At 62.3% G+C, this 22,919-nt stretch carries 13 protein-coding genes; 6 read left to right on the top strand and 7 right to left on the bottom strand.

The genetic code is table 11. From position 1 onward, the window contains the following. Nucleotides 1-157: 157 nt before the first annotated feature. Entirely contained in the window at nucleotides 158-703 is a 546-nt protein-coding gene (locus CSV86_RS12335; protein ID WP_009401512.1) for an AidA/PixA family protein, read from the bottom strand. A gap of 482 nt (nucleotides 704-1,185) precedes the next feature. Between CSV86_RS12335 and CSV86_RS12330 the strand changes: the two genes are divergently transcribed. From CSV86_RS12330 to CSV86_RS12320, 3 genes are read left to right on the top strand one after another with little or no spacing between them, the layout of a single operon-like run. Then, nucleotides 1,186-2,856, top strand: a complete 1,671-nt coding sequence (locus tag CSV86_RS12330) for a Tc toxin subunit A (protein WP_170394636.1) — start codon at nucleotides 1,186-1,188, stop codon at nucleotides 2,854-2,856. Nucleotides 2,857-2,897: 41 nt separating this feature from the next. Further along, nucleotides 2,898-6,764, top strand: coding sequence for an Ig-like domain-containing protein (locus CSV86_RS33025; RefSeq protein ID WP_170394634.1), 3,867 nt, complete (start codon nucleotides 2,898-2,900; stop codon nucleotides 6,762-6,764). Next, nucleotides 6,761-9,838: a neuraminidase-like domain-containing protein gene (locus CSV86_RS12320; protein WP_170394631.1), complete on the top strand. Its 3,078-nt coding sequence runs from the start codon at nucleotides 6,761-6,763 to the stop codon at nucleotides 9,836-9,838. The genes CSV86_RS33025 and CSV86_RS12320 overlap by 4 nt, the downstream gene beginning before the upstream one ends. Nucleotides 9,839-9,941: 103 nt before the next feature. On the opposite strand, the gene CSV86_RS12315 is transcribed toward CSV86_RS12320, so the two are convergent. Next, on the bottom strand, nucleotides 9,942-10,256 hold the full coding sequence (locus CSV86_RS12315) for an ArsR/SmtB family transcription factor (protein ID WP_000349485.1): 315 nt from the start codon (nucleotides 10,254-10,256) through the stop codon (nucleotides 9,942-9,944). A 141-nt stretch (nucleotides 10,257-10,397) separates the two neighbouring features. Between CSV86_RS12315 and CSV86_RS12310 the strand changes: the two genes are divergently transcribed. The 3 genes from CSV86_RS12310 to CSV86_RS12300 are packed head-to-tail and all read left to right on the top strand — an operon-like array spanning nucleotide 10,398 to nucleotide 13,829. Further along, nucleotides 10,398-11,402, top strand: coding sequence for a permease (locus CSV86_RS12310; protein WP_040363373.1), 1,005 nt, complete (start codon nucleotides 10,398-10,400; stop codon nucleotides 11,400-11,402). 12 nt (nucleotides 11,403-11,414) lie between these two features. Then, nucleotides 11,415-12,692, top strand: coding sequence for an ISL3 family transposase (locus CSV86_RS12305; protein WP_000610830.1), 1,278 nt, complete (start codon nucleotides 11,415-11,417; stop codon nucleotides 12,690-12,692). 27 nt (nucleotides 12,693-12,719) lie between these two features. Next, complete coding sequence (locus CSV86_RS12300; protein ID WP_170394628.1) at nucleotides 12,720-13,829, top strand: Tc toxin subunit A-related protein; 1,110 nt, start codon at nucleotides 12,720-12,722, stop codon at nucleotides 13,827-13,829. A 123-nt stretch (nucleotides 13,830-13,952) separates the two neighbouring features. Here the strand turns inward: CSV86_RS12300 and CSV86_RS12295 are convergent, their stop codons facing one another. From CSV86_RS12295 to CSV86_RS12280, 5 genes are all read right to left on the bottom strand, one after another. Continuing rightward, a complete protein-coding gene (locus tag CSV86_RS12295; protein ID WP_170394624.1) occupies nucleotides 13,953-16,613 on the bottom strand; it encodes an RHS repeat domain-containing protein in 2,661 nt (886 codons plus the stop codon). Between the two features lie 3 nt (nucleotides 16,614-16,616). After that, the gene (locus tag CSV86_RS12290; protein ID WP_311985829.1) at nucleotides 16,617-17,678 is read right to left on the bottom strand and encodes an RHS repeat-associated core domain-containing protein; all 1,062 of its coding nucleotides are present in this window, start codon (nucleotides 17,676-17,678) and stop codon (nucleotides 16,617-16,619) included. Next, complete coding sequence (locus CSV86_RS33020; protein WP_311985816.1) at nucleotides 17,582-19,036, bottom strand: RHS repeat domain-containing protein; 1,455 nt, start codon at nucleotides 19,034-19,036, stop codon at nucleotides 17,582-17,584. The genes CSV86_RS12290 and CSV86_RS33020 overlap by 97 nt, the downstream gene beginning before the upstream one ends. Continuing rightward, nucleotides 19,030-19,413 carry a hypothetical protein gene (locus CSV86_RS12285; protein ID WP_170394621.1) on the bottom strand — a complete coding sequence of 128 codons (384 nt, stop codon included), beginning with the start codon at nucleotides 19,411-19,413 and terminating at the stop codon, nucleotides 19,030-19,032. Before CSV86_RS12285 ends, CSV86_RS33020 begins: the two co-directional genes overlap by 7 nt. Before the next feature lie 199 nt (nucleotides 19,414-19,612). After that, nucleotides 19,613-22,903, bottom strand: coding sequence for a toxin TcdB middle/N-terminal domain-containing protein (locus tag CSV86_RS12280; RefSeq protein WP_446532471.1), 3,291 nt, complete (start codon nucleotides 22,901-22,903; stop codon nucleotides 19,613-19,615). Nucleotides 22,904-22,919: the final 16 nt, after the last annotated feature.

Genomic DNA, 22,919 nt, shown 5'->3' with positions numbered 1-22,919 from the left:
ACGGGTACTTGTCGATGTGGCGATGCGCCATGGCATAAGCCCGCCAGCATAATCAATTGGCCCGTCGGTTTGTACAAAATGTTGCAGTAAGGCATGTCGACCATGGTGCAATGGCTCCCCCGGCCATGGCCGGGAGGTGAGCCGTTTCAGCAGTGGGTCAGGTGAGGGAAACGGTGATGAACGGATCCCAGCTCAGGCGATCGCTGATGAGATTGCCTGCGGCATCCAGCAGGTAGAAGTCGATACGGTAGGCAATGCGGTCCGTGCCTGCTGCCCTGGCTTCGGCTTGCCAGAGGCTGACGGTGGTGCTGGTGGTACCGATATCCGGTGCCTTTCGCGGATCGCTGTCCGCTTTCACGTAGGGCACGAGCACGTCGTCGTACTGTTGCAGCGTGAACTGGTCGAGCACGCCGGCATGGGCCGATTGCGTACCGCTTTCGTACACGTTGGTGATCACGCTGGACTTGTCGAAGTTGCGCGACAGGGTGGTGGTGCGCCAGCGGATGACGTCACCGCGCTTGACGTCGATCCACAACTCGTAACCGCCGTCCTGTTCGTTGCCCTGGGCATTGGGATCGACCAGTTGGCGCTGGGCCACCAGGTAGACGGCGTTCGCCACCTGGCCTGCTTGCTGATTGCGGGGCACCGAAGCAATGAGGTCGGCATCGACGACCAGCAGGATATCCACGATGTTTCCAGACATGCATGACTCTCCATGAAAAATTGGGTTGGCAAGGCGACCACGCCCCTTGGGCGCATCCCGACTCCCGGTCCTTGGGTGCGGTCGCGGGGCAAAGCATGATTGATGGCTATGTGATGTCAATTTATCGAGAAGCGCCGGGATACCGACGAGCGCTTGGCGATGCCAGCCATGCTGTTGAATTGTCTGACAATACGCCGATAGCTGTGGTTGATACGGGGTGTTGTCGTGCAGCGCCCATGGCAGGACGCTTACGCAGATCAAGGTCGATTTCCCCCTCTGCGATCTACATTGTCGTAGCCCGGTCGGGGCGCAGCGGCGAACGGCGGGCTCGCTCCCTTGCGCCGCAGACAGCGTCGGCAGTCGCTCTATTTCAAGCCTTTTCGAGGTACCTGATATTTCTGTCAGTAGCGGGGAAGTCCACTGCCTGATTAGCTTGGCCGAACCGCGGCCAGGCGTGCCGCGCTACGACGGAGATTGACCCCATGGCCCGGCGCAAGGTGGAACCCGCAAGCAACCCCCTATCGCGTATCGCCAGTGGCCCGGAGCAGGCCGAGCAACTGCTGCAGGCCGGCCTGGACTCGGCCTTCGCCATCGCCCGCGACAACCTCGACAGCCTGATGCGGCGGCTTCCCGGGCTGTCCCGCGACGAGGCCCGGCGTTTGCACCAGCGCGCCAGCACGCTGGCGGTGCTGGCGGCACGGCATTACCGCGAGCAGCGACTGACGGCAGCGGAGAAAACCAACCAACCCTGGCGCACCGGCTTGCGTTCGCTGGTAGACGGGCCGAACTTCGAAAACCAGTTCAGCCCGAGCTGGGACGAGAACTGCCCGCCCGGGTCGATCGAGGCCACCACCTCGCCGGCCGCCTACCTGACCGCGCTGTACCAGTGGGTGACCCAGGTCATCGAGCCGCAGGCCAATACCGAGGAGGACACGCCGATCCCGCTGGCCCAGCGCCGCCCTGACCTCGCCGGCCTGGTACTCGACAACCAGGCCCTGGAGCGCGTCGAGCCGACCATCGGCATCGTCAACGAAATTCTCGACAGCGCGGCGCGCAAGCATCTTGACGATCACAACCTGAAAACCTTCAGCGTGGACGATGCCCTGCTGCAAACCCGCTACCCGTTCAAGCTGCCGTTCGAGCGCTACATGTCGCAGATCAACGGCATTCTGCACAGCAAGGGTTTCGGCCTCGGCGACCTGGTTCGCCAGCTCGATCCGGAATTTCCTTACTTCTGCCGGGGCGGCCTGCACTCGGTGCGTTCCGACGATGCCTTGCAGTTGGACACCGCCCTGGGCCCGGAACAGCGCAGCCTGCTCCTCGAAGCGGCGTACTTTCCGCGTGGCGCACGACGTGCCAGCACCCGCTCGATACAGACCCGAACCAACCCGCGGAGCCTGTTGCGCGAGTCGCTGCATTCCCTGCAGGCCGGCTTTTTCATGCGCCACTTTGGCGTGGCCAAGGCCGAGGACCTGCTTCCCCTGAGCGCTTTCTGCCTGCGCACCGGGCTGGACCAGGATGGCGTCGAGTCGCTGTTGTCAATCCAGCGTTGCGCGCCGGTGGCTTCGCCCAACGTTCCCGGCCTCGCTGCGCCGACCCCGGCACGTTTTGGCTCGGTGTACATCAACGCTGCTACCGAGCCGGCAATCGGCGTCAGCACTGTCGACAAGGAACACAGCCTGAGTGGCTGGACCAACGACCACTTCGACCGCATGCAGCGCATGGTGCGCCTGGCGCGCTGGCTGGAGGTGTCGTACGGCGAGGCGGATCAGTTGCTCGATGCCGCCCTGCAGGCCGAGTATGGCGATGAAGGCCGCGGCCGCGAGATCACCGAGAACACCCTGCGCGCCCTGGGCCTGTTCCGCCGCCTGCGCCGCGACTTCAAGATCGGCGCCGAGGACTTCGCCGCTTTACTGCAAGGCCTGGCCCTGTATGCCAGGGGCAGCGAAGTGCCGCAGTTCGACCGGGTATTCAACGATCCGACCCTGTTTAGCGAACCGCTGGTACTGGACGGCCGTGCGTTCAGCATCGTCCCTGACAACGATGCCGACTATAAACGCGTGCAACATCTGTGCGCGGCGTTGGGCCTGGACTTCGAAACCTATTTATACCTCGCCCGCTACATCGCCCAGGCCTGGGGGACGAAGCCCTGAGCAACGAGAGCACTACCGAAACCCTGTATTGGTCACATGCCGTGGTCTCGGCCTTTTATCGCCTGGCGCGGCTGCCGGCCTGGCTGGGGCTGACCAGCATCGAGGCCCTGGCCCTGCTGCAACTGGTGGGCGAGGGCGGGCATCACTACGTGTCGCGGCTGGTCCGCACCCGTCTGTCAATTCACCAGCACAGCGAACTGAGCGATACCCTCAGCGTGATCCAGTCCCTGGCCGATGCTGCGCAGTGGTGCCGCGAGCATGACCTGACGGTGGCCTGGCTGTATCAGCACCTGATGCCGCTGGCACCGGTGGCGGTCGCCAGCGACCGCGAACTCGATCTGCTGCGCCAGATCAACGGGCGCATGCTGCCGACCATCCTCGACGATGGCGCGTTCCGCGACGCCGGCTTGCCGATGATCGCCGGCAAGGATATTCCCAAGCCTGTCGACTGGTTGAGGCAACTGGAGCTGTTCGTATCCGAGGATGGCCTGATTCTGCAGCGCGACGACCTGCCCGACATCGAAGACTACGAAGCAGCCCTGACCACCCGCCTCGAGGAGGTTGTCGACGAGCTGGGCCTGGACGCCGGCCCCGTGGTCATCCTGCGCGCCTTCCAACTGGTGATGGACGCCCGGTCGGCACAGCACAGCCTGGTCTGGGAGTCGCTGGCCAGCGCCTTCGGCGGCAGTGCCGAACTGAACCAGGAAGTCCTGGCCTGGGCCGGCGGCAGCAGTTACCAGTTGCTCGAGGAAGTGCTGCGTCTGTTCGGTGGTACCAGCGAGCCGCTGCCGATCCCCGTCGGCGACGAGGTACTGGCATTGCTCGCGCGCCTGGGGCATCGCATGGGCATCGTCGAACAGCTCAGCCTCAGTCCGCTGGTGCTGCGCAACTGGCGCCTGCATTCGCACTGGTTCGACGAGCCGGCGGGCGGAGACGAGGTAACCTTTGCCCATTTGCACCTGCTTGGCCAATACCGCCATTTGCTCGAGTTCACTCGGCAGGGCGAGCAGGCGATTCTCGACTACCTGAAGCTGGTGCACGACCTACCCGCGGACCTCACCGAACAGGATCTGCAACTGATCCGTGAGGACGCCGCAGGCAAGGTGGCGCTGTTCACCGGCTTCGGCGTGCGCGAAATCCTCGAGATCGCCCTGGAGATCACCGAACATGGCTTTATCGCGACCCTGCGCCAGCTTGATCACCTGGTGCGGGTCCGCCAGGCCTGCGAAACCCTGCAACTGGGCTGCGGGGCGGCGCTAGAGTTGAGCCATCTGCGCAGCAACAGCCCGTTGCCGCAATACCGCACGGCCGCCGAGAATGCCTTGAGCAGCCTGGTAGAGCACGGCAGCGCCTCGCAGCCACCGGCGCGGGGCGAACTGGGCCAGAGCGAGGCTTCGTGGATCGTGGTGGATACCGAGGTACTGGTGGCCAGGGCAGGCGGCAAGGCCCGCTGCCTGCTGACCGTGAAGAACTTCCTGGGGCAACCTCTGGAAGGCATCACGGTCACCTGGCACACCGATCTCTCGTACATGGATGCGCCCTCGTCGTTGACCACCGATGCGAACGGCCAGGTGGAAAACCATCTGCTGGCCGGAGAAGAAATGGGCACCGCCCAGGTCATCGCCCGCTATGGCCTCGACCGGAAGATCCTGGCGCCATTGGTGGTGATCGACTGCGATGACACCAGCCTGATGATCAAGGATCCGGTGCGGGCACCGGACAGGGCGCTGGCCGGCAACCTGGAAGTGATCGAGTATCGCCTGCAGATCCTTGACGATTACGGCAATCCCGGGCGCGATCGGGTGGTGGAATGGAGTACCGACCTGGGTACCTTCGAGCAACCGCAGACCCGTGGCGATGCCGACGGCTTTGCCACGGCACGCCTGCGCAGCCTCTCTTCCGGGGAGGCTCTGGTGATCGCCAGGCTGCCGGTCAATGGCGAAGAGCACCCATACGCCGCAGCTACCTTCCTCGAACAGCAGTACTTCCAATACGTGCGTTTCAGCGGGCCGGTGGCGGCAACCCAGTCGGTCACCGTTACCTCCCGGGTGGTCAACCTCGATGGCAGCCCGCAACGCAACGTAACCGTGCTGTGGGAAGCCGACGTCGGTACCTTCAGCGCCGACCGCAGCATTACCGATGCCCAGGGTATCGCCCGCATCGAATATACGGCTGACGAACCGGGGCATGTGACAGTGACTGTCACTGCCAGATACAACGAAAAGTGGCTGGAGCCTCTGTCCTCCGAGCGGACCCGGATCCACGAACTGCCCACACTGGTCGAGATGGAGCCGGCCGAGCAGTACTTCTCGGTCAACCAGGCGCTGCCGGCCAGCTTCAGGGTTCGGGTGGAGCCGGCAGTTGCCGGCTCACCGGTGACCTGGTGGGCTGGTGAGGAACTGTTGGCGACTACAATGACCACGGCCGCTGGAGTGGCGGCCTACCAGATGCGCTTCACCGAGGAACAGTTGGGTGAGCACAGCATCACCGTGAAATCGGTGCGGGCCGATGACAGCTTCGACTTCAAGGTACGGGTGGTCGTGCCGCATACCCGGTTGGTCGCGCAAGCTGCGCCGGACAGCCCGGGTATCGTCCTGGCCGAGGAAGCGAGGTGGGTATTTGCGGTGGACCCGGGATTGTCCTCGGACCTGCTGGTGTTTGCCGAGCGCGTCGATGGCGTCGGTGATGACGATGCGCGATTGACCTTTACCCTGGATAGTTATGCCGATCCTGCCGAACTGGGCATCGTATTCGACCCGCCCATCGGCGAGATGATCCAGTGCGACCCCGATGGCAAGGTCACGTTGAAGATCGATTGCACCAATGCGGCATTCCTGGCCAACAGCGATCCTTCCAACAACCATATCCGCCTGCACATTACGTCGAACCTCGGGACCAGCCTGAGTATCTGGGTTGGCCTGCGCTATCTGTTGGATCTGGAGAAAAGTGCGTTGCATTTCTTCCGGGGTGTGCGCGACGGTCTTGATCACGCTGGACTGTCCGGGCGCATTCACCGGCGCAATGGTCAGGATGTAGTGCATCTGCGTCAAGGCGCGAGGCGGTTGAGCCTCATCCTGAATGGAGCGGCAGAACCACAGGAAACAGACCTGGTTTTTGACGAGGACGGGGGGATGTGGTTGTACGCACCTTCTTTCCAGGGCGAGGTTGGGGTGATTGGTTCGACGTTCGAATTTCAGGCGGTCGGTGACTTGCACAAGCGCGTGTACTTCGCGGGTACGAATGTCTACGAGGCGACACGGATCATCAGTGGTGCCACGCTGAGCATTCTGTCGGACGACTCAGGGATGGTCCCGGTGGACAATTATTATGTCATCGATTCTGACGGTGTTTCTCGGTGCACTCTTGAGCTGAGTGATGCGGAAGGTCCTATCGAAGGTGTGTTGCTGCTGTTGCCGGGCAGGACCTCGATCAGTGGCATCGACTTTCATAGTGGCGGACTTACCAATGCGCAGGGACGGACCCATATCGAGGTCGATACGCGCAACTCGAGTCTCCAGGCAACGGCCTCATTCCCTGCCGGCCTGGCTGAAAACTACAGGGCATTGCCTATGAAGGTCATGGAAATCGCGATAACCGCGATGACCGGTAGGTTGACCGAAGACGGCAAGGACATCCGGGCAACAACCAGCTTTACTCGCCGCGAAGGGCGGTTGTTTACCCACCTGGATTCTTGGAGGATCTATCACCTTTGCAAGGGATACGGTCTTCTACGCTCGCAGGCCCCTGCGCCTGAAGGGTTCACGATATCACCCACATTCACGAGGCCACCTGCACTACCGGGCATCATGACGGTCCACCTGGAGCCGAGGACTAGTGGGTATGTGTGGTTGACCGGCGTAACTCAGGTGGAAGTCACCGAGGAAATGTCCCCAGGAGAAGACTCATGAACCCCATCTTCGCCACGCTCGCCGAAGACCTGCGCGACGCCCTGGTCGCCTACTACCTCGGCCAGATCGTCCCGCAACACCCGGTGGAGGCCGGGCGCGGTCTGGTCACTGAGCAGGACCTGTACGAGTTCCTGCTGATCGACAACCAGGTCAGCGCCAAGGTCGATACCAGTCGTATCGCCATGGGCATGGCCAGTATCCAGCAATATATCCACGCCATCTTCAACGGCATGGAGCCTGGCTACCTGGGCATGCTCGAAGGGCGCGAGCAGGAGCAGTGGCGGGTGGCCAAGAGCGAGTATTCGATCTGGGGCGCCAACCAGATGCTTCGGGATTATCCGGAGAACTACCTGGTACCGCCACTGCGCCTCAAGCAGACCGCGGCCTTCCGCGAATTCATCGGGGATACCGACCAGAGCCGGATTTCCAAGGATTCGGTGCAGCGGGCGCTGCAGCATTACCTGGACAAGTTCGAGACGATCAGCAATCTGGAGGTGAGCAGCGGCTATATCGATGGCCTGGACTTCCGCAACGCCGACTATTATTTCATCGGTCGGCAGAACGTCGAGCCGCGTGCCTGGTTCTGGCGCAAGGCCGCGATTCGTTTTGGCGACCCCGGAGAGACGCAGGCCGAGGGTGACGACTACCTGAGCCCCACGGCCTGGAGCGAATGGATGCCGGTGGAGGTGCCCAAGGGCGACGAGGTGGTGCTCATGCGCCCGTTGGTGCTCGAGGGCCGGTTGTACGCCGTCTGGGCCGAGCGGCGCGTCGAGCAGAAGCCGATACCTGCCGCGAGGGCCGAGGTGCCAGGGCTGATGGAGGAGGTGCTCCGCTACCGTATAAAGCTGGCGTATCGCACGCTGGAGGGAACCTGGTCGGTACCGATGAGTTATGACCTGCAACTCGAGGGGAACGTGACCGACAGCCGCCTCATGGCCTTCGTCAACATGGCTGATCCGCAGGACAAGAAGATCGTCATCGGTTTTGCTCTTAACAAGGACGTGATGCTCGAAGGGCTCATTTTGAATATGCGTTTCAGGGTGTTGTTCCAAGGGACATTCACACCGAAACCCGTTGAAAACGAGCAACCAACCGATTATCAGCGGATAGCCCACGGCATTCGCCACTTCGTCGAGCCGCCCACGGTGCTGCAGCATCCCATGGTCTCTGACAAGCCCATACAACTCCAACTGCGCGAAGATCCCGATGGCGAGCATGCATTCCCCGGCCCGTTCAACAAGACCTTGCGTCTGGAGTGTCACATTGGCGGGAGCACTGCCGAGCCGAAGCTGTACCTCAAGGGCCATTCCAGTCTAAGCCTGGGCTATCTGCAACCGGTATTGACCAGCTTTTCGATGTTGGGATACCAGGCGGGCGTAGAGGTGCTCACCTGGTCTGGGGTGGTCAGGCTCAACGGTGCCGTGCAGACCGGTGCGGTGACCTACGCACTGGATATGGACAAACTGCCCATGGCCATTGCACTTGGATTCCCGGATGCGGATATCAGATCGACCAACCAGTATGAAATCTCGCTTACCGAGACAATTCCCAAGGCGCCCGTTCTGGCCTCGAATATGGGGGGACAATTCCTCGACCTGGGAAATCTCGGCCTCAAGGGCCTGCGCTACGTCCGCTTGAATACCCTGTTCGCCAAGGAACTGGTAGCCCGTGTGATGGTGTCGGTGGATGCCCTGATCAGTTGGGACACCCAGCACATCGAAGAGCCGAAACTACCGGGCAGCACAGAGAGGGAGGATATGGACTTCCACGGCGCCAACGGCCGCTACTTCTGGGAGCTGTTCTTCCATATCCCCCATGCCATCGCCTGGCGCCTGCATAATGAAATGGATTTCCAGGGCGCCGAACAATGGCTGCACTACATCTTCAACCCGCAAGCGCGGATCAAGCCGACCAATCCCCCCAGCCCGTTCTACTGGGGCGTGCGCCCGCTGGACGAGCCGGGCCGTGGCGAGTACGAGATCGACGGCATCGCCGACCCGGATGCCATCTGCTATTCGAAACCGGTGCATTACCGCAAGGGTATTTTCGCGTTCTACGTACAGAACCTGCTTGGCTATGGCGACCTGCTTTACCGCCGCTTGACCCGCGATTCGCTGAACGAGGCCAAGCTTATCTACACCCGTGCCCTGAGCCTGCTCGGCCCGCGTCCGGACAATCGCATGATCGGGCGCTGGGAACCGGCGACCCTGGAGGAGGCGGCGACACCCGACGAAAGCCTCTTCGCTACGATCGAGGCGCAACTGCCGGCAGGGCTGCCGCTGCAACTCGCACCTGACAGCACGCCCTGGCTGGAGCTGCTCGACTCGCCGCGCTTCCGCCTGCCGGTCAACACCCAGTTGCTCGACCTGTGGGACCAGCTGGAAAGCCGCATCCGCAACCTGCGCAACAACCTGACCATCGACGGCAAGCAACTGATGTTGCCGTTGTACGCGAAGCTGCTCGACCCGTTGGACCTGTTGCGTGCGCAGAGCAGCGGCAGTGGCCTGGTGCAGCGTAGCGTCGGCAGCATGGCGCCGGTGCTGGCGTTCCGTTTCAGGGCACTGTTGCCGCGCCTGCAGATGGCAGTGGAGACGCTGAGCCGCTTCGGCGAGCAAGTGCGCATGTACCGCGAAATGAAGGACCGCGCCGAGCAGGAAGAGCTGCAGCAGACCCACGTCCTGGAGCTGTCGCAGTTCGCCATCCAGTTGCAGGAAGTCGCGCTGGAGCAGGCCGATGCGACCTTGCTGGCGCTGGAGTCGAGTCGGCGGGTGATTGAGCAGCGGCGCGGGCATTATGGTCGCCTGGTCGCCGAGAACACGTCACTCGCCGAACGTGACTCGCTGGCCCTTCAGACCTCTGCTGCTGTGACCACTGCCATCGGCCAGGGCTTCGAAACCGCGGCGGGCGCTTTGCAGATGGGCTCCGTTGTTGTCACTGCGTTCGGCGGAGGGCCCATCCGCTTGGGGTCTGCACTATTGGCGACTGCCGGGTATTCAATTTGGGGTATCCGGAATTTCTGGTTGATAAAATGCCAAAGATGTAAAGAAGAAAATCTTTCTCAGCGGATTATCTGATTGATCCTCTTCAGCCTACTCTACTGCCAATTTTCTGTTTCCACCTTCGCCTGAGTCTTCATAGCGATGCTGACTAGGGAGGACAGCGAGAGCTGGGCAAGCGTCAAAGCGGTTCTGGTTCATGCGCAATCCGGACACCTGCACAACATTCCTCTTGTAAGAAACCGATCAAATTCTCTAGGTGCCCATACTCGGGTATACAGACAATCGTGCGGCTATGTTTCTCCTGCCGGATCAGCCCTACCTTGGCCATGCGCGCAAGGTGATGTGATAGCGTCGAAGCAGGAATACCCAGCCCCTTCTGGATATCTCCGACCGAAGCCCCATCATGGCCAGCTTTGACCAGAAAGCGGAACACGGACAGTCGGTGACTATTCCCTAGCTCAGCTAAGCTGGCTGCAACCTTTTCGTGATCCATAGCACGCCCCAATAATTCGATGTTTCTAGAATTATAGTTGACAGGTCGGATAAACGCAAGTAGGCTGCGTACATCATTTCGACAATACTAGAAATATAGGAGTAATATTGAATGTCATCTCAACTCCAAGACGCTCTAGGCATGTTCGCCTTTCTCGCTATCGAGCTATCGGTTTTATTCATTGGCATTAGCTTGCTGGTCGGAGTTCTTCAACGTCACATCCCACCATCCAAGGTGGAAGCGTTACTGACTTCCAGTGGGAAGCGAGGCTATTTTCTTGCTGCTGGTTTAGGAGCTATAACGCCCTTCTGTAGTTGCTCGACTATCCCCATGTTGAAAGGGTTGATTCGGGCACGGGCCGGTTTTGGGCCGATGATGGTGTTTCTTTTCTCATCTCCGTTGCTGAATCCTATCGTCGTCGGCCTGCTGGTTGCCACGTTTGGATGGACACTTACTGCTATCTATGTGCTCGCCGCTTTGGTGGTCGCGGTAGGTGCCGGATGGCTGCTTCACACGCTTGGCTTCGAGCGTTATGTGCGCCGGACGGCGACACAAGAGAGCAGTGGATGTAGTTCATCAGCAAGCCCGTGCAGTGCTACATCGACCGCATCGAGTTGCGGCACCAACAGCTGCGACACCACTCCGAAGACGGCTTCTTGCGGGGCTGATAGGAAGACAACAGTCTCTACGTCTAGCGAATGCTGTGACAGTCAACCCACTGTCACGGTTAAGAAAGAAGGGAAGTACAGTGGTGTGTGGCGGGAAGCTTGGTCGGACTTTATCGATGTGTTGCCTTACCTGCTCATCGGTATTGCGATTGGCAGCGTGATCTATGGTTTCATGCCCACTGACTTATTGGAGCAGTATGCAGGCCCAGATAATCCCTTTGCCATTCCAGTTGCCGCTGTCATCGGCGTGCCGTTGTATATTCGCGCTGAAGCCGTCATACCTCTGGCAGCGGCTCTGATGGCCAAAGGCGTGGGTGCCGGGACGGTGCTAGCGTTGATCATCGGCAGTGCCGGAGCCAGCCTGACTGAGCTCATTCTGTTGCGCTCTTTGTTCACGCTGAAGCTTTTAGCGGCGTTTTTAGCAGTCATTTTTGCTATGGCGATGATTGCCGGTTACGCCACCTACCTGTTTTTCTGATCAAGGCGGGAGATGATTAATTCGTTAAGCCTTCCTGGGTACCAGTTGGTGGATTCTGATGAGCAGAATGAAGACATACATTTTCGGCTTGAAGCACCTACACCAGTAGCCTGCGAGGGGTGCGGCGTGCAGGGTGAGTTCGTGCGGTTCGGCAAGCGTGACGTTCCCTATCGTGATCTGCCCATCCACGGCAAGCGGGTCACTCTCTGGGTGGTCCGCCGCCGATACACCTGCCGGGCCTGCAAGACAACATTCAGGCCCCAGCTACCGGAGATGGTGGACGGATTCCGTATGACACTGCGGCTGCATGAGTACGTGGAGAAGGAATCCTTCAACCACCCCTACACCTTTGTGGCGGCACAGACCGGCCTGGACGAGAAGACGGTGCGCGACATCTTCAACGCCCGCGCCGAGTTCCTGGGGCGCTGGCACCGCTTCGAGACGCCCCGCATCCTGGGCATTGACGAGCTATACCTGAACAAGCGCTACCGCTGCATTCTGACCAACATTGAGGAGCGAACCCTGCTCGACCTGCTGGCCACCCGCCGCCAGGACGTGGTGACCAACTACCTGATGAAGCTGAAAGACCGGCAGAAGGTCGAGATCGTCAGCATGGACATGTGGAACCCCTACCGGGCAGCGGTCAAGGCTGTGCTGCCCCAGGCCCGTATCGTGGTCGATAAGTTCCATGTGGTGCGCATGGCCAACGATGCCCTAGAGAGAGTGCGCAAGGGCCTCAGAAAGGAGCTGAAACCGTCCCAGAGCCGGACTCTCAAGGGAGACCGGAAAATCCTGCTGAAACGCGCTCACGAAGTCTCAGACCGGGAGCGCCTCATCATGGAGACCTGGACAGGCGCGTTCCCGCAACTGCTGGCCGCCTACGAGCACAAGGAGCGCTTCTACGGCATCTGGGACGCCACCACACGGCTCCAGGCAGAAGCCGCCCTGGACGAGTGGATAGCCACCATCCCGAAGGGCCAAAAGGAAGTCTGGAGCGATCTGGTCAGGGCAGTGGGAAACTGGCGCGAAGAGACCATGACCTACTTCGAGACGGACATGCCCGTCACCAACGCTTACACGGAGTCCATCAACCGACTGGCCAAGGACAAGAACCGTGAAGGGCGCGGTTACTCCTTCGAGGTGATGCGGGCACGAATGCTCTACACCACGAAGCACAAGAAGAAGGCACCGACTGCGAAGGTCTCTCCTTTCTACAAGAAAACCATCGGTTACGGACTGCCGGACTTCGCAGAGGAACTCAACTACGGAGTCGATCTATCAACCATCTGATAATGGTATCAGGTTGGTGGGGTAAAGGTGCCCCATCAACCATTAAATCCGTATACCCTCAATTTGAAGGCGGCGGCCGATCGCATAATTGCCGATCGCCTGAGCACCAACGAGCAATACCGTCGACGCCGCGAGGAATGGGAGTTGCAACGTGACCAGGCCGCCGCCGAACTGGAGGCCATCGACGAACAGATCGCCGCCCAGCGCAGCGCCATCGAGATGGTCAAGGTGCAGATCGCCCAGGCTGGCAAGGCCGAGCAGCAGGCCCAGGACTACTACCGCTTCCTCAAGTCCCGCAGCACCAATGCCGGGCTCTACCAGTGGCTGCTCAGCCAGATGTCGACCTTCTACTACCAGGCCTACGACGCGGTCGTCGCCCTGTGCCTGAACGGCGAGGCCAGCTGGCATTACGAGATGGGCGACTACCAGACCCGCTTCATCCAGCCGAACGTCTGGTTCGACAACCACTTCGGCCTGACCGCCGGCGAGGCCCTGCGCCTGCAACTGCTGCGAATGGAAGCGGCCTGGCTCAAGCGCTTCGAACGACGCCAGGAACTGGTGCGCACGGTGTCGCTCAAGCAGCTGTTCCAGCAATCGGGCAGCGAACAGACCTGGGACGAGGCCCTGAAGGGCGTGATCGACGAAGGGGTGGTCAACTTCGAGCTGGCGCCGAAGGTGTTCGACGGTGATTACCCGGGGCATTACTTGCGCCAGCTGGTCAGTGTTTCGGTATCGCTGCCGGCGCTGGTCGGGCCATACCAGGAGGTACGCGCAGTGCTCACCCAGGTCTCCAGCCGCACCGTGCTCAAGGCCGATTACCGGGCGATGAACGAACTCTACGGCAAGCCGGACAGCTCTCCAGCCAATATTCTCTACAACCCGCGGGCCAGCCAGAGCATCTGCCTGTCACGGGGCATCGACGACCATGGCGTGTTCCAGCTCGACTTCAACGACGACCGCTACCTGCCGTTCGAGGGCACCGGTGCCTTGTCGCACTGGGAGCTGCGCTTCCCGCGGCATGGCGAGCAAATCGACATGCTCGAAAGCCTGACCGACATCATCGTGCAGGTGCGCTATACGGCGCTGGATGGCGGGCCGGACTTTGCCGGGCATGTGGAGGGGTTGCTGGACGGTTGAGTACAGCAGCCGCGCGCCCAGCAGGGTAGGCGCGGCGACCACACACGACACGATATAGGGTCTCTCTGCCAATTATCCCGCCCGGTGCCCCAGGTCTCGACGGCCTGGCCCGCACCGGGCTTTTCACAGGTAGGTGACCGGTTGACCATCGATGATCAGCTCCGTGCCTTCAGGCATGTCTTCCCAGTTCGTTTCCTCCAGGGTCTCCCAGCGAGCGTCGGTCGCTAACGATCCTCTCGGGGAACGGCTGCTCGGTGAGGGCATTTCGACTCCGGCGCCTTGCGGTTCCACGCTTACGAGGACATCGATCGACAAGAGGATGCCGCCGTCCCTGTGCTCGATTGTCTTTCCCGGCTTGAACCTGACACCAGTGGCGCGCAATTGAGCATCCTGCAGGATCTGCCAGGTGCTCTTGCCGTTCGGGGTGTCTTCGAAAAAGGTCTTCATCATCGTCGCCGAACCGTTTTCGAGCCCTGTCATAAGGTTCAGGGTGGTCGGGTTGGTTATGGTCTTGCGCTTTACCAGGGACGGCCGCACTCCGGCGAAACCCCTTGCCTTGGACACTTTCTCGTACTGGACCCAGGCGACGTCGCTGGCATAGAACTCCCGGGTCTGACTGGGCTTCTTGTTGTCCATGAACGTCCATTTGTGTGGCTTGTATTTGTTCTTGAAGGTGTCGATATCGCTCAGGTCGGCACCCTCCGGCACGTGGATCGACACCATGATGTTGGGATGCGCGGGATCCTCGGAAAACTCATGGGAGAAGTTTCGCGGGTCAGCGACATATCGGCGGCGACGCTCCGCGGCTTCCTGTCTTGCGCGGTCCTGGTGAGTCTCCTGTGCCGAGGTGTTCATCAGGCCCTTGGGGTCTTTCAAGGTCAAAGGATTGTTGCGCACGAACGCAAAGCGATTGGCACCATCGATATCTCCCGCCGGATCCGGATTGATCCAGCGCGCAAGCCAGGGTGCGTAGTAACGGTGGCCGTAGTCGTAAAGGCCGCTGCTGTCGCGTTCCTTGCCGGAATACCGGCGGGTTTTGTAACTGGCCTCGACAGCGGAATGCGCTGCCCACCACGCCGTACCACCGAAGGGGTAGTACCCTTCGTGGCTTGTGATGCTTGCCTCGCCATCCAGTTCCAATGCGCTGCTGCCCAGCAGATCGTCAAGACTGTAGCGCAGTTGCGGATTGGCGATGCCCCCAGGCTGGCCTTCGCTCCAGACCAGGCAGCGCACGGTGCAGCGGCCGGCCTGGGTGGTGATCACGGCGAAGGACTCGCCTTGCCGGGTATGCAGCTCAAGGCCGGGTAGATAGCGGACTTCGCTGGATTGCATACGCCCCGAGACCAGGCGGGTAACGACCTTGCGCACGCGCAGGCCATCGCCGCCATAGCGGTAATGCTCTTCATCGGATTCGCCCTCGTCGCGAGTCACCTGGCGGGTACTGTGCAACTGGTTGCGGGCGTTCCAGTCCAGCGGTTGGCCCGGGCTCAAGCGGTGCAGGTTGCCATTGGCATCGAAGCTGGTCAGCGGGTCGCCGGGCTCGGGTACGGCGTGGTTGCTGTCCTCGGCGACATTCATGATCCGGGTGTAGGACTGCTGCCCGATATGCTGCAGCGACAGCAGGTTGCCGCTGGCGTCGTATTCATAGCGCTGGCGGTAGTTGAGCAGACGACTGGTGTCGCCCGGGTCCGGGGTAAGGTCGGGCAGGGCCGGGCCTATCGTGGCGCCGGCGGCTTCGCGACCGGTGGCTTCGGTCAGCTGGTACAGCGAGTCGTACGCGAAGGTGCTGACGGGGTCGATGCGCTGGTTGGCGAAGTGCCTGACCGGCTGGCTGTGGTCTTCGATGCGGATGACGTTGCCGACCGGGTCGTAGGCGTAATGCAGGTCCTGAAGTTTCGAGCGTCCTGGGCGATGGCTGCTCAGGCGCGTGAGGCGGCCGTCGGCGGGATCGTACTCGGCGTGGCTGATCACGCCGTTGCCGGCGGTCTGGGACTCGATCTGGCCGAAGGCGTTATAGCGCGTATCGGTGAGCAGCAGGCACTCTGTGCCGTCTGCCAGTATCAAGCTCGAAGCGGCCAGTTCGCCGCTGAGGTTTAAGCGGGAGCGTTCGCGGTTGCCGAGGGCGTCGGTGCGTTCCAGCAGCTCGCCGAGCGGGCTGTAACTGAAGCGGGTGCTCGCGCCATTGCCGGGTTCGAGCGGGGCGTCGGGCCAGTCGGGAAGGTCCGGCGAAGCAAGGAAAAGCCGGGTTTCGCTTTGTGCCTGGCCGGTCAGGCTGTAGTGGTCTATCAGGCGGCTGCCGGCATCGTCGTCATGGCGGACCAGCCGGCCGCGCTGGTTGAGGTCGGAGGTGCCGGAGTAGGTGAAACGCTCGGCAACACGCGCTCCATTTTCCCGGATCAGCAGGGGGCGAAGCAGCTCGTCATGTTCGGTCTGCCAATGATTGCCCCGGGTATCCCAGCTCTCTACGGTTTGCCCGGCTTCACCGTGCAGCGCCAGTTGCCAGCCGGCGTCCTGGCTTTTGTTCAGTACTGTCCTTCCGGAAAGCGAAGCCAGCGCTTGCTGATTGCAAGGTGTATTCTTGTCCTGCTCCAGGCGTTGAAACAATCTTGCATCCCATCGGCCATGCCATTGTCCGCTGGCATCGACATGGGTTAGTTGAATCCGGCTCTCGATCGGCTGCTGCGCTTCGACCCGGTGGTATCCGACCTGGCGTAGTGGTAGATAACGTCCCTCGACGACGCTCAGGTTCGGTGTATGCCTGTGCAACGAGTTGCTCTGGGGCATCTGCTAGAACCTTCTAAAGGCATTCATAAATCTTGACTGATTGCGCAGACGTGCGCCGTGCGACAACGACTCGTACGCCGCCTCGTACATGGAAGCCGGAACGGCCGCCGCGTTAAAGTCCTGACTATCGACCTGGAAGTACACGCTTTGCGGGTGCAGCATCACTGTTGCCAGCAGCCACATGCTCTGGTTGTAGACCAAGTTGATGAATCTAGTGTCCAGTACGTCATCGTCATCCCGGTGTACATCCGTATAGTGCTCATCTCGCAGCGCCTCGACTTGCTGGTAACTGATAGCGTGCGTCGGGTCGCCGGGCATCCTGGGTGTGAATTCCGTCAGTTGGCAGCTCCCCAGGGAGTTATAGCTTTGAGACCAGGTATGGACCACTGGCACGGCGACCCAGCCGTCGACCACTAAGGGATCGGTTATTCGCGGGTCACCCAGAATCGAGGAGACATGCAATTCTTGCTTTACCCGGTAGACGGGCACATTCGGCCAGTCGGGAGATGAAGACATGAGCATCGCCCCAACCACGCTGTATTCATCGCAAAGTCCGGTACCTGCCGCGAGGGAGTGCATTGCCCGGTCCCGGTGCACTGGAGCCTTGCCAAGAAGCGTCCGCATATGATTGCCAACGATCATGGCTTCGTAGTCGCTGGCCTTGACGTCCCCAGCCTGGTTGGAGGCGCCCAAGTGAAGGTATTCGCGCAGTGACCAACCCGCGTTGTAAGCAAACTCCGCGACGGCATCGAGGTTACGCCGCAGCGAAACGCCTGCGGCGAGCATGCCGGCTGTCATGCGTTCCGAGCCTCGCTCCTTGGGCTCTTTACTGAACTTCTTGATTTGGTAGGTCTGGTCCTGTGGATTGAGCCCCAGTGAGTCCTTGAGGGTGGCCGGATTATTACGCCCGAACCGATAGCGATTGAGCCCGTCGATATCCCCCGCCGGATCCGGATTGACCCAGCGCATCAGCCACGGGGCGTAGTAGCGCAGGCCGTAGTAGTAAAGTCCGGTGCCGTCGCGTTCCTGGCCCGAATAACGGCGAGTCTTGTAACTGGCTTCGATCGCCGAGTTCGCCGCCCACCAGGCGGTCCCGCCGAAGGGGTAGTAACCTTCGTGGCTGATGATATTCGCCGCATCATCCAGCTCCAGCCCGCTGCTGTCGTGCAGGTCATCAAGGCTGTAGCGCAGTTGCGGATTGGCGATGCCCCGGGCTGGCCTTCGCTCCAGACCAGGCAGCGCACGGTGCAGCGGCCGGCCTGGGTGGTGATCACGGCGAAGGACTCGCCTTGCCGGGTATGCAGCTCAAGGCCGGGTAGATAGCGGACTTCGCTGGATTGCATACGCCCCGAGACCAGGCGGGTAACGACCTTGCGCACGCGCAGGCCATCGCCGCCATAGCGGTAATGCTCTTCATCGGATTCGCCCTCGTCGCGAGTCACCTGGCGGGTACTGTGCAACTGGTTGCGGGCGTTCCAGTCCAGCGGTTGGCCCGGGCTCAAGCGGTGCAGGTTGCCATTGGCATCGAAGCTGGTCAGCGGGTCGCCGGGCTCGGGTACGGCGTGGTTGCTGTCCTCGGCGACATTCATGATCCGGGTGTAGGACTGCTGCCCGATATGCTGCAGCGACAGCAGGTTGCCGCTGGCGTCGTATTCATAGCGCTGGCGGTAGTTGAGCAGACGACTGGTGTCGCCCGGGTCCGGGGTAAGGTCGGGCAGGGCCGGGCCTATCGTGGCGCCGGCGGCTTCGCGACCGGTGGCTTCGGTCAGCTGGTACAGCGAGTCGTACGCGAAGGTGCTGACGGGGTCGATGCGCTGGTTGGCGAAGTGCCTGACCGGCTGGCTGTGGTCTTCGATGCGGATGACGTTGCCGACCGGGTCGTAGGCGTAATGCAGGTCCTGAAGTTTCGAGCGTCCCGGGCGATGGCTGCTCAGGCGCGTGAGGCGGCCGTCGGCGGGATCGTACTCGGCGTGGCTGATCACGCCGTTGCCGGCGGTCTGGGACTCGATCTGGCCGAAGGCGTTGTAGCGGGTATCGGTGAGCAGCAGGCACTCTGTGCCGTCTGCCAGTATCAAGCTCGAAGCGGCCAGTTCGCCGCTGAGGTTTAAGCGGGAGCGTTCGCGGTTGCCGAGGGCGTCGGTGCGTTCCAGCACCTCGCCCTGCGGGCTGTGGCGCAATGTGCTGTTGGCCGCGGAGTCAGGGTCGAGCTCCGCAGGCCAGTCCGGCAAGTCCAGGGTCGGTAGCAGATAGCGGGTTTCCTCCTGCTCCAAGCCGGTGAGGCTGTAGCCCTTGATCAGGCGGGTACCGGCCTCGTCGTCGTGACGCACCAGACGACCACGGCGGTTGCTGCCGGCAACGGTGGACCAGGTGAAGCGTTCGGCCACGCGTCCGGGCTGGCCGGCGGCAGTCTCGTGAATCAGCACCGGGCGCAGCAGTTCGTCGTAGTCGGTTTGCCAGTGATTGCCCGGGCATCCCAGGTTTCGCTGGTTTCACCTGCTTCGCCTGCTTCGCCTGGCAGCGACAGCGTCCAGCCGGCGTCGCGGCTTTCGCTCGACAGCGTCCTGCCCGAGAGCGACGCCAGGGTCTGCTGGCTGGGCTGGGCGCTGTCCTTCTCGAACAGGCGCGGGTCCCATTGCCGCTGCCATTGCCCGTTCGCGGCGAGGCGGGTGAAGGTGATCCGGCGTTGCGCCGGGTCCGCAGGTGCGGCGCGATGGTAGGCCACCTGGCGCACGACGAGATTGCGCGGGTCGTACGCGACCAGGCTCGGGGTTTGGCTGTGGAGCGAGCGGGTTTCGGGCACTTTCTGTGCTCCTGGCTGCGCGTTTACGCAGGTCTGCGATGCGACATGGGCCTTGTGAGCGGGTTTACCGGATCGCCGCAGCGCCGCGATTGCGATGGCGAGACCACTACCGCTATCGCTGGCAAGCCAGCTCCCACAGGGTTCTCGGCCAGCCACGGGTTTTATGCATGACAAGCTCCCACAATCATTGCGGCGCGTTTCATCCTTTGCCCTGCATTTCTTCCCAGGTGTCGTTCTCGTCCTCGCTGATGCTGTACCACGGCAGGTACCGTTGCCGGCGCAGGTAGCCCTTGGCGGTCAGCACGCGGATTTCCCGCCCCAGCGGGTCGTAGAACTGCTGGTCGTTGTAGCCGAACTGTCTGAACGAGACGTCGTTGATGTAGCGCCAGCGCTCGGCGAAGTAAGGGCGATAGACCCGTACCGGCAGGCCCTTGTTGTTGTATTCGACGCGTTCGCTGACGCGCCAGCGCTCGGCGGCGTCCACCTGCACCGGTTGACCGTCCTCCAGGCGCAGCTCACCGTTGTCGTCCACCGCGTAGGCCAGGCCCGGCTCGACCTTCTGCTTGCTCTGCAACGCCCGGCCGAAGCCGTCGCTGCTGCTCAGGCTGATGCGGATCTGCAACTCCGGATCACCGGGGTAACGGTCGGCCAGCAGCACTGCGCTTTGCACCGGTTGGCGGGTTTCGACCGGCTGCATCCAACTGAAGGCGTCGTAGTAGCAGGCGCTGGCGGCGTTCTGCAGTGCCGCGTGCGGGTCGTCGATTGCGCCGGCGAGGTCCTCACTGTCGCGGCGGTACTCGCTCAAGGGCGCGAAGCCCGCCGGCTCGCCGTTTTCGGTGCCATGGAAACTGCTCGCCAGGACCCGGCCGAAACCGTCGTACAGGGCTTCCTGGATGTTGTCGTTGGGGTCGGTGATGTGCAGGGGTTGCAGGCAGTGATAGTCGAAGACCGCCAGGGTCCGGCAGCCGTCGGGCAAGGTGATGCAACTGACCTGACAGTGATAGGGGTCGTAGGCAACTTCGGTGACGCCGTGGCTGCGGGTTTCTCGGAAGGCCAGGGTACGGTGGAAGGTGCTGGCCGGGCCGTAGGTGGTGAAACCCTGGCGGATTGCCCACAGCTCCAGCTCCGGCTGGTCCGGCAGGAACGCCGGCATGGGTTCGTAGTTGAGCGCGACCAGCTTGTCGCGCAATTCGTCGCGGCTCATCACCCGGTCGTAGGCCTGCATCGCCTGTTCATTCAGTTCGGCGCTCTCCAGGTAGCCGGGCAGGGCCTCGAAACTGGCCTGGCCATCCGGCAGGTCTTCGCGGGCCGTCGTGTCGGCAGCCTGGTAGCGTTGCACGGTCTGCCCGGCGAGGACACGCTCGGCGTGCTCGCCCAGCGGGCTTTCCGGGCCGGCCAGGTGTTCGTAGCTGATCTGCCGGAATGGCAATGCCGTGCGCGCCAGCATCACCACGTTGTTGCGCTGGCGCCAGGGCAGGCCGAGGCGCCAGCCCTGGGCATCGGTGAGGTGGATGGTCTGGCTGCGGGTTTCGTTGAGGTAGTGGTTGTACTGCGCCTCGTCGTGTGCGTCGCGCCACCAGGTCTGTTCATGCTCGGTGTCGAAAGGCGGCGGGTCGCTGACATGGCGGCGCCGCGCACAATGGATGACCACGGCGTGGGTCGGCTGGGCGAACGCGTCGTGGGCCAGGCTGATGTTGTGCTGGCAGCGCGGGTCGTCGGCCTGGCGCTCATAGTCGAGGCTGATGCTTTCCAGCGCCAGCGGCAGCATGCGCGCGTAGGGCTGGTGGGGCCCGGCGGACGCCAATTCGCGCAGCAGGTAGCGGTGCTGCTCCACCGAATAGGGCACAGCCGCTTGCGGGCTGTCGTCCAGGCCGTAGCGTTCGCTGCGGATCGGCGAACCGCTGAGGGCATGTGCCATGGCCCGCTGCCGGGCCTCGTCCGGGCTGGCGACGATCTGATCGCTACCGTTGTGAAACAGGGCGAGCAGGTCGGGGCCGAGTTCGGCGGCTTCGGCGTCCCGGTAGAAATCATCGCGGGGCGGCGCCGGGAATTGGCCGGTATGGAACCAGGTCTTGCTGAGGATCGGCGCGGTGAAGTGGATGTCCTCGTCGCCCCGGGCGCTTTCGCTGTCGGTCTGCAGGAGCAGGCCGAAGCCGCGCAGCTCGCGTTCGTGGCGGTCGTAATGGCCGCGGCGGTACTGCATGCGCTGCACCAGCAGGTTGCCGGTGATCTCGTCGAGCTGGGTCTGCCGGGTGACCACGTGCAGGGTCATGGGCAGGTGGCTGACCGCAGGCTTGCCGGCGAGGCGCAGTTCCTCCTTCTCGTCCAGCCACTCCTGGCCGGAACTGCGGTACTCGACACTGCCCACCGCGCCCATGTTGTTGTCGGTACGGTTGAGCAGGTAGGGCTTGTGCGCGGTGAAATCCATGCGCCAGTGGCGTGGCTGCATATGCGGCACAGTCAGTACCAGGCTGGCACAGCCCAGGCCTTGCAGGTCGGCGGCGCTGACCTGGCACAGCCGGTCGTAGCGCACGCCCTGCGGCCAGGGCTGCAGCACCGGGGCGTGCAGGCCGAAGCCGCTGCGGTTCATGAACAGGCGCACGCCGTCGCTCTCCAGATAAAGCAGATCGCTGGCGCCGGAACCGTCGAGGTCGGCCAGGCGCACCCGCCCGGCATCGAAGGTCGCGTGTTCGAAAGGCAGGCTGGCGAAGCGGAAGCCCTTGCCGAAGCGGCCGTGGCCGAGGTTCGGCCAGCAGCGGATCTCGTCGTGGCGGATACGCACCAGGTGCTGCTGGCCGCTGCCGAGGATGTCGCTGAAGGCCACCAGTTCGGCGCGGTCATCGCCGAGCACCGGCAGGTTATCGCCGGCGATGTCGTGGGGTACTTCCACCGGCCTGGCGTGCCCCAGTTCGCGACGGTTGGCATACAGGCGCACGCTGCGCGGGCCGATCAGGGCCAGGTCGAGCAGGCCGGCGCCGCTGAAGTCGGCCAGTTGAGCCATGGGGTGGAGCAGCTCCGTTGCCACGGCGGCATAGGGCACGAAGGACGACCAGTTGCGATCCTGGTCGAGGGTGAAGAAACCGTTGAGGCCCGGGGCACTGATGCTCCATTCCAGGCGGCCGTCGCCGGTCAGGTCCTGCAGCGCCTGACGCATCGGGCTGCGGCTGTCGGCCAGGGGAATGCGCGGCAGCAGCGCCCACTCGCCGTAGCGCACCTTGTCATTCGGCGATGTTTCGTCGCGCTCGCCGTCATCGCGCAGCGGCTCGCGGTAGTACCAGCCCTGGTCGTTGCGCAGCAGAACGCCGGGCAGGCCTTCGCCGTAGAGATCCACCAACTGGTAGTCGCGGCCGTCGTTGAGGCCGGGCAGGGCGGGAAACTCGCTGAACACGCAAGGCGCTTCGGGATGGAACGGCGCGTAGGCGAAGCTCAGGGGCGGCAGGCTGCTGGCCTGGCCGCTGGCCGACCAAGCCTGGCTGTGGGCGCCGATCAATTGGTTATACGACAGC

The sequence above is a fragment of the Pseudomonas bharatica CSV86 genome (genome assembly GCF_000319305.2).
GTDB classification, from domain to species: domain Bacteria; phylum Pseudomonadota; class Gammaproteobacteria; order Pseudomonadales; family Pseudomonadaceae; genus Aquipseudomonas; species Aquipseudomonas bharatica.
Note: the sequence above shows the minus strand (reverse complement) of the source record. Positions and strands in the feature narration are given on the sequence as shown.

Excerpts from the sequence above, each read along its gene's own strand:
- CSV86_RS12335 (WP_009401512.1), bottom strand. The coding sequence starts at position 703 with ATGTCTGGAAACATCGTGGATATCCTGCTGGTCGTCGATGCCGACCTC.
- CSV86_RS12330 (WP_170394636.1), top strand. The coding sequence starts at position 1,186 with ATGGCCCGGCGCAAGGTGGAACCCGCAAGCAACCCCCTATCGCGTATC.
- CSV86_RS12320 (WP_170394631.1), top strand. The coding sequence starts at position 6,761 with ATGAACCCCATCTTCGCCACGCTCGCCGAAGACCTGCGCGACGCCCTG.
- CSV86_RS12315 (WP_000349485.1), bottom strand. The coding sequence starts at position 10,256 with ATGGATCACGAAAAGGTTGCAGCCAGCTTAGCTGAGCTAGGGAATAGT.
- CSV86_RS12310 (WP_040363373.1), top strand. The coding sequence starts at position 10,398 with ATGTTCGCCTTTCTCGCTATCGAGCTATCGGTTTTATTCATTGGCATT.
- CSV86_RS12305 (WP_000610830.1), top strand. The coding sequence starts at position 11,415 with ATGATTAATTCGTTAAGCCTTCCTGGGTACCAGTTGGTGGATTCTGAT.
- CSV86_RS12295 (WP_170394624.1), bottom strand. The coding sequence starts at position 16,613 with ATGCCCCAGAGCAACTCGTTGCACAGGCATACACCGAACCTGAGCGTC.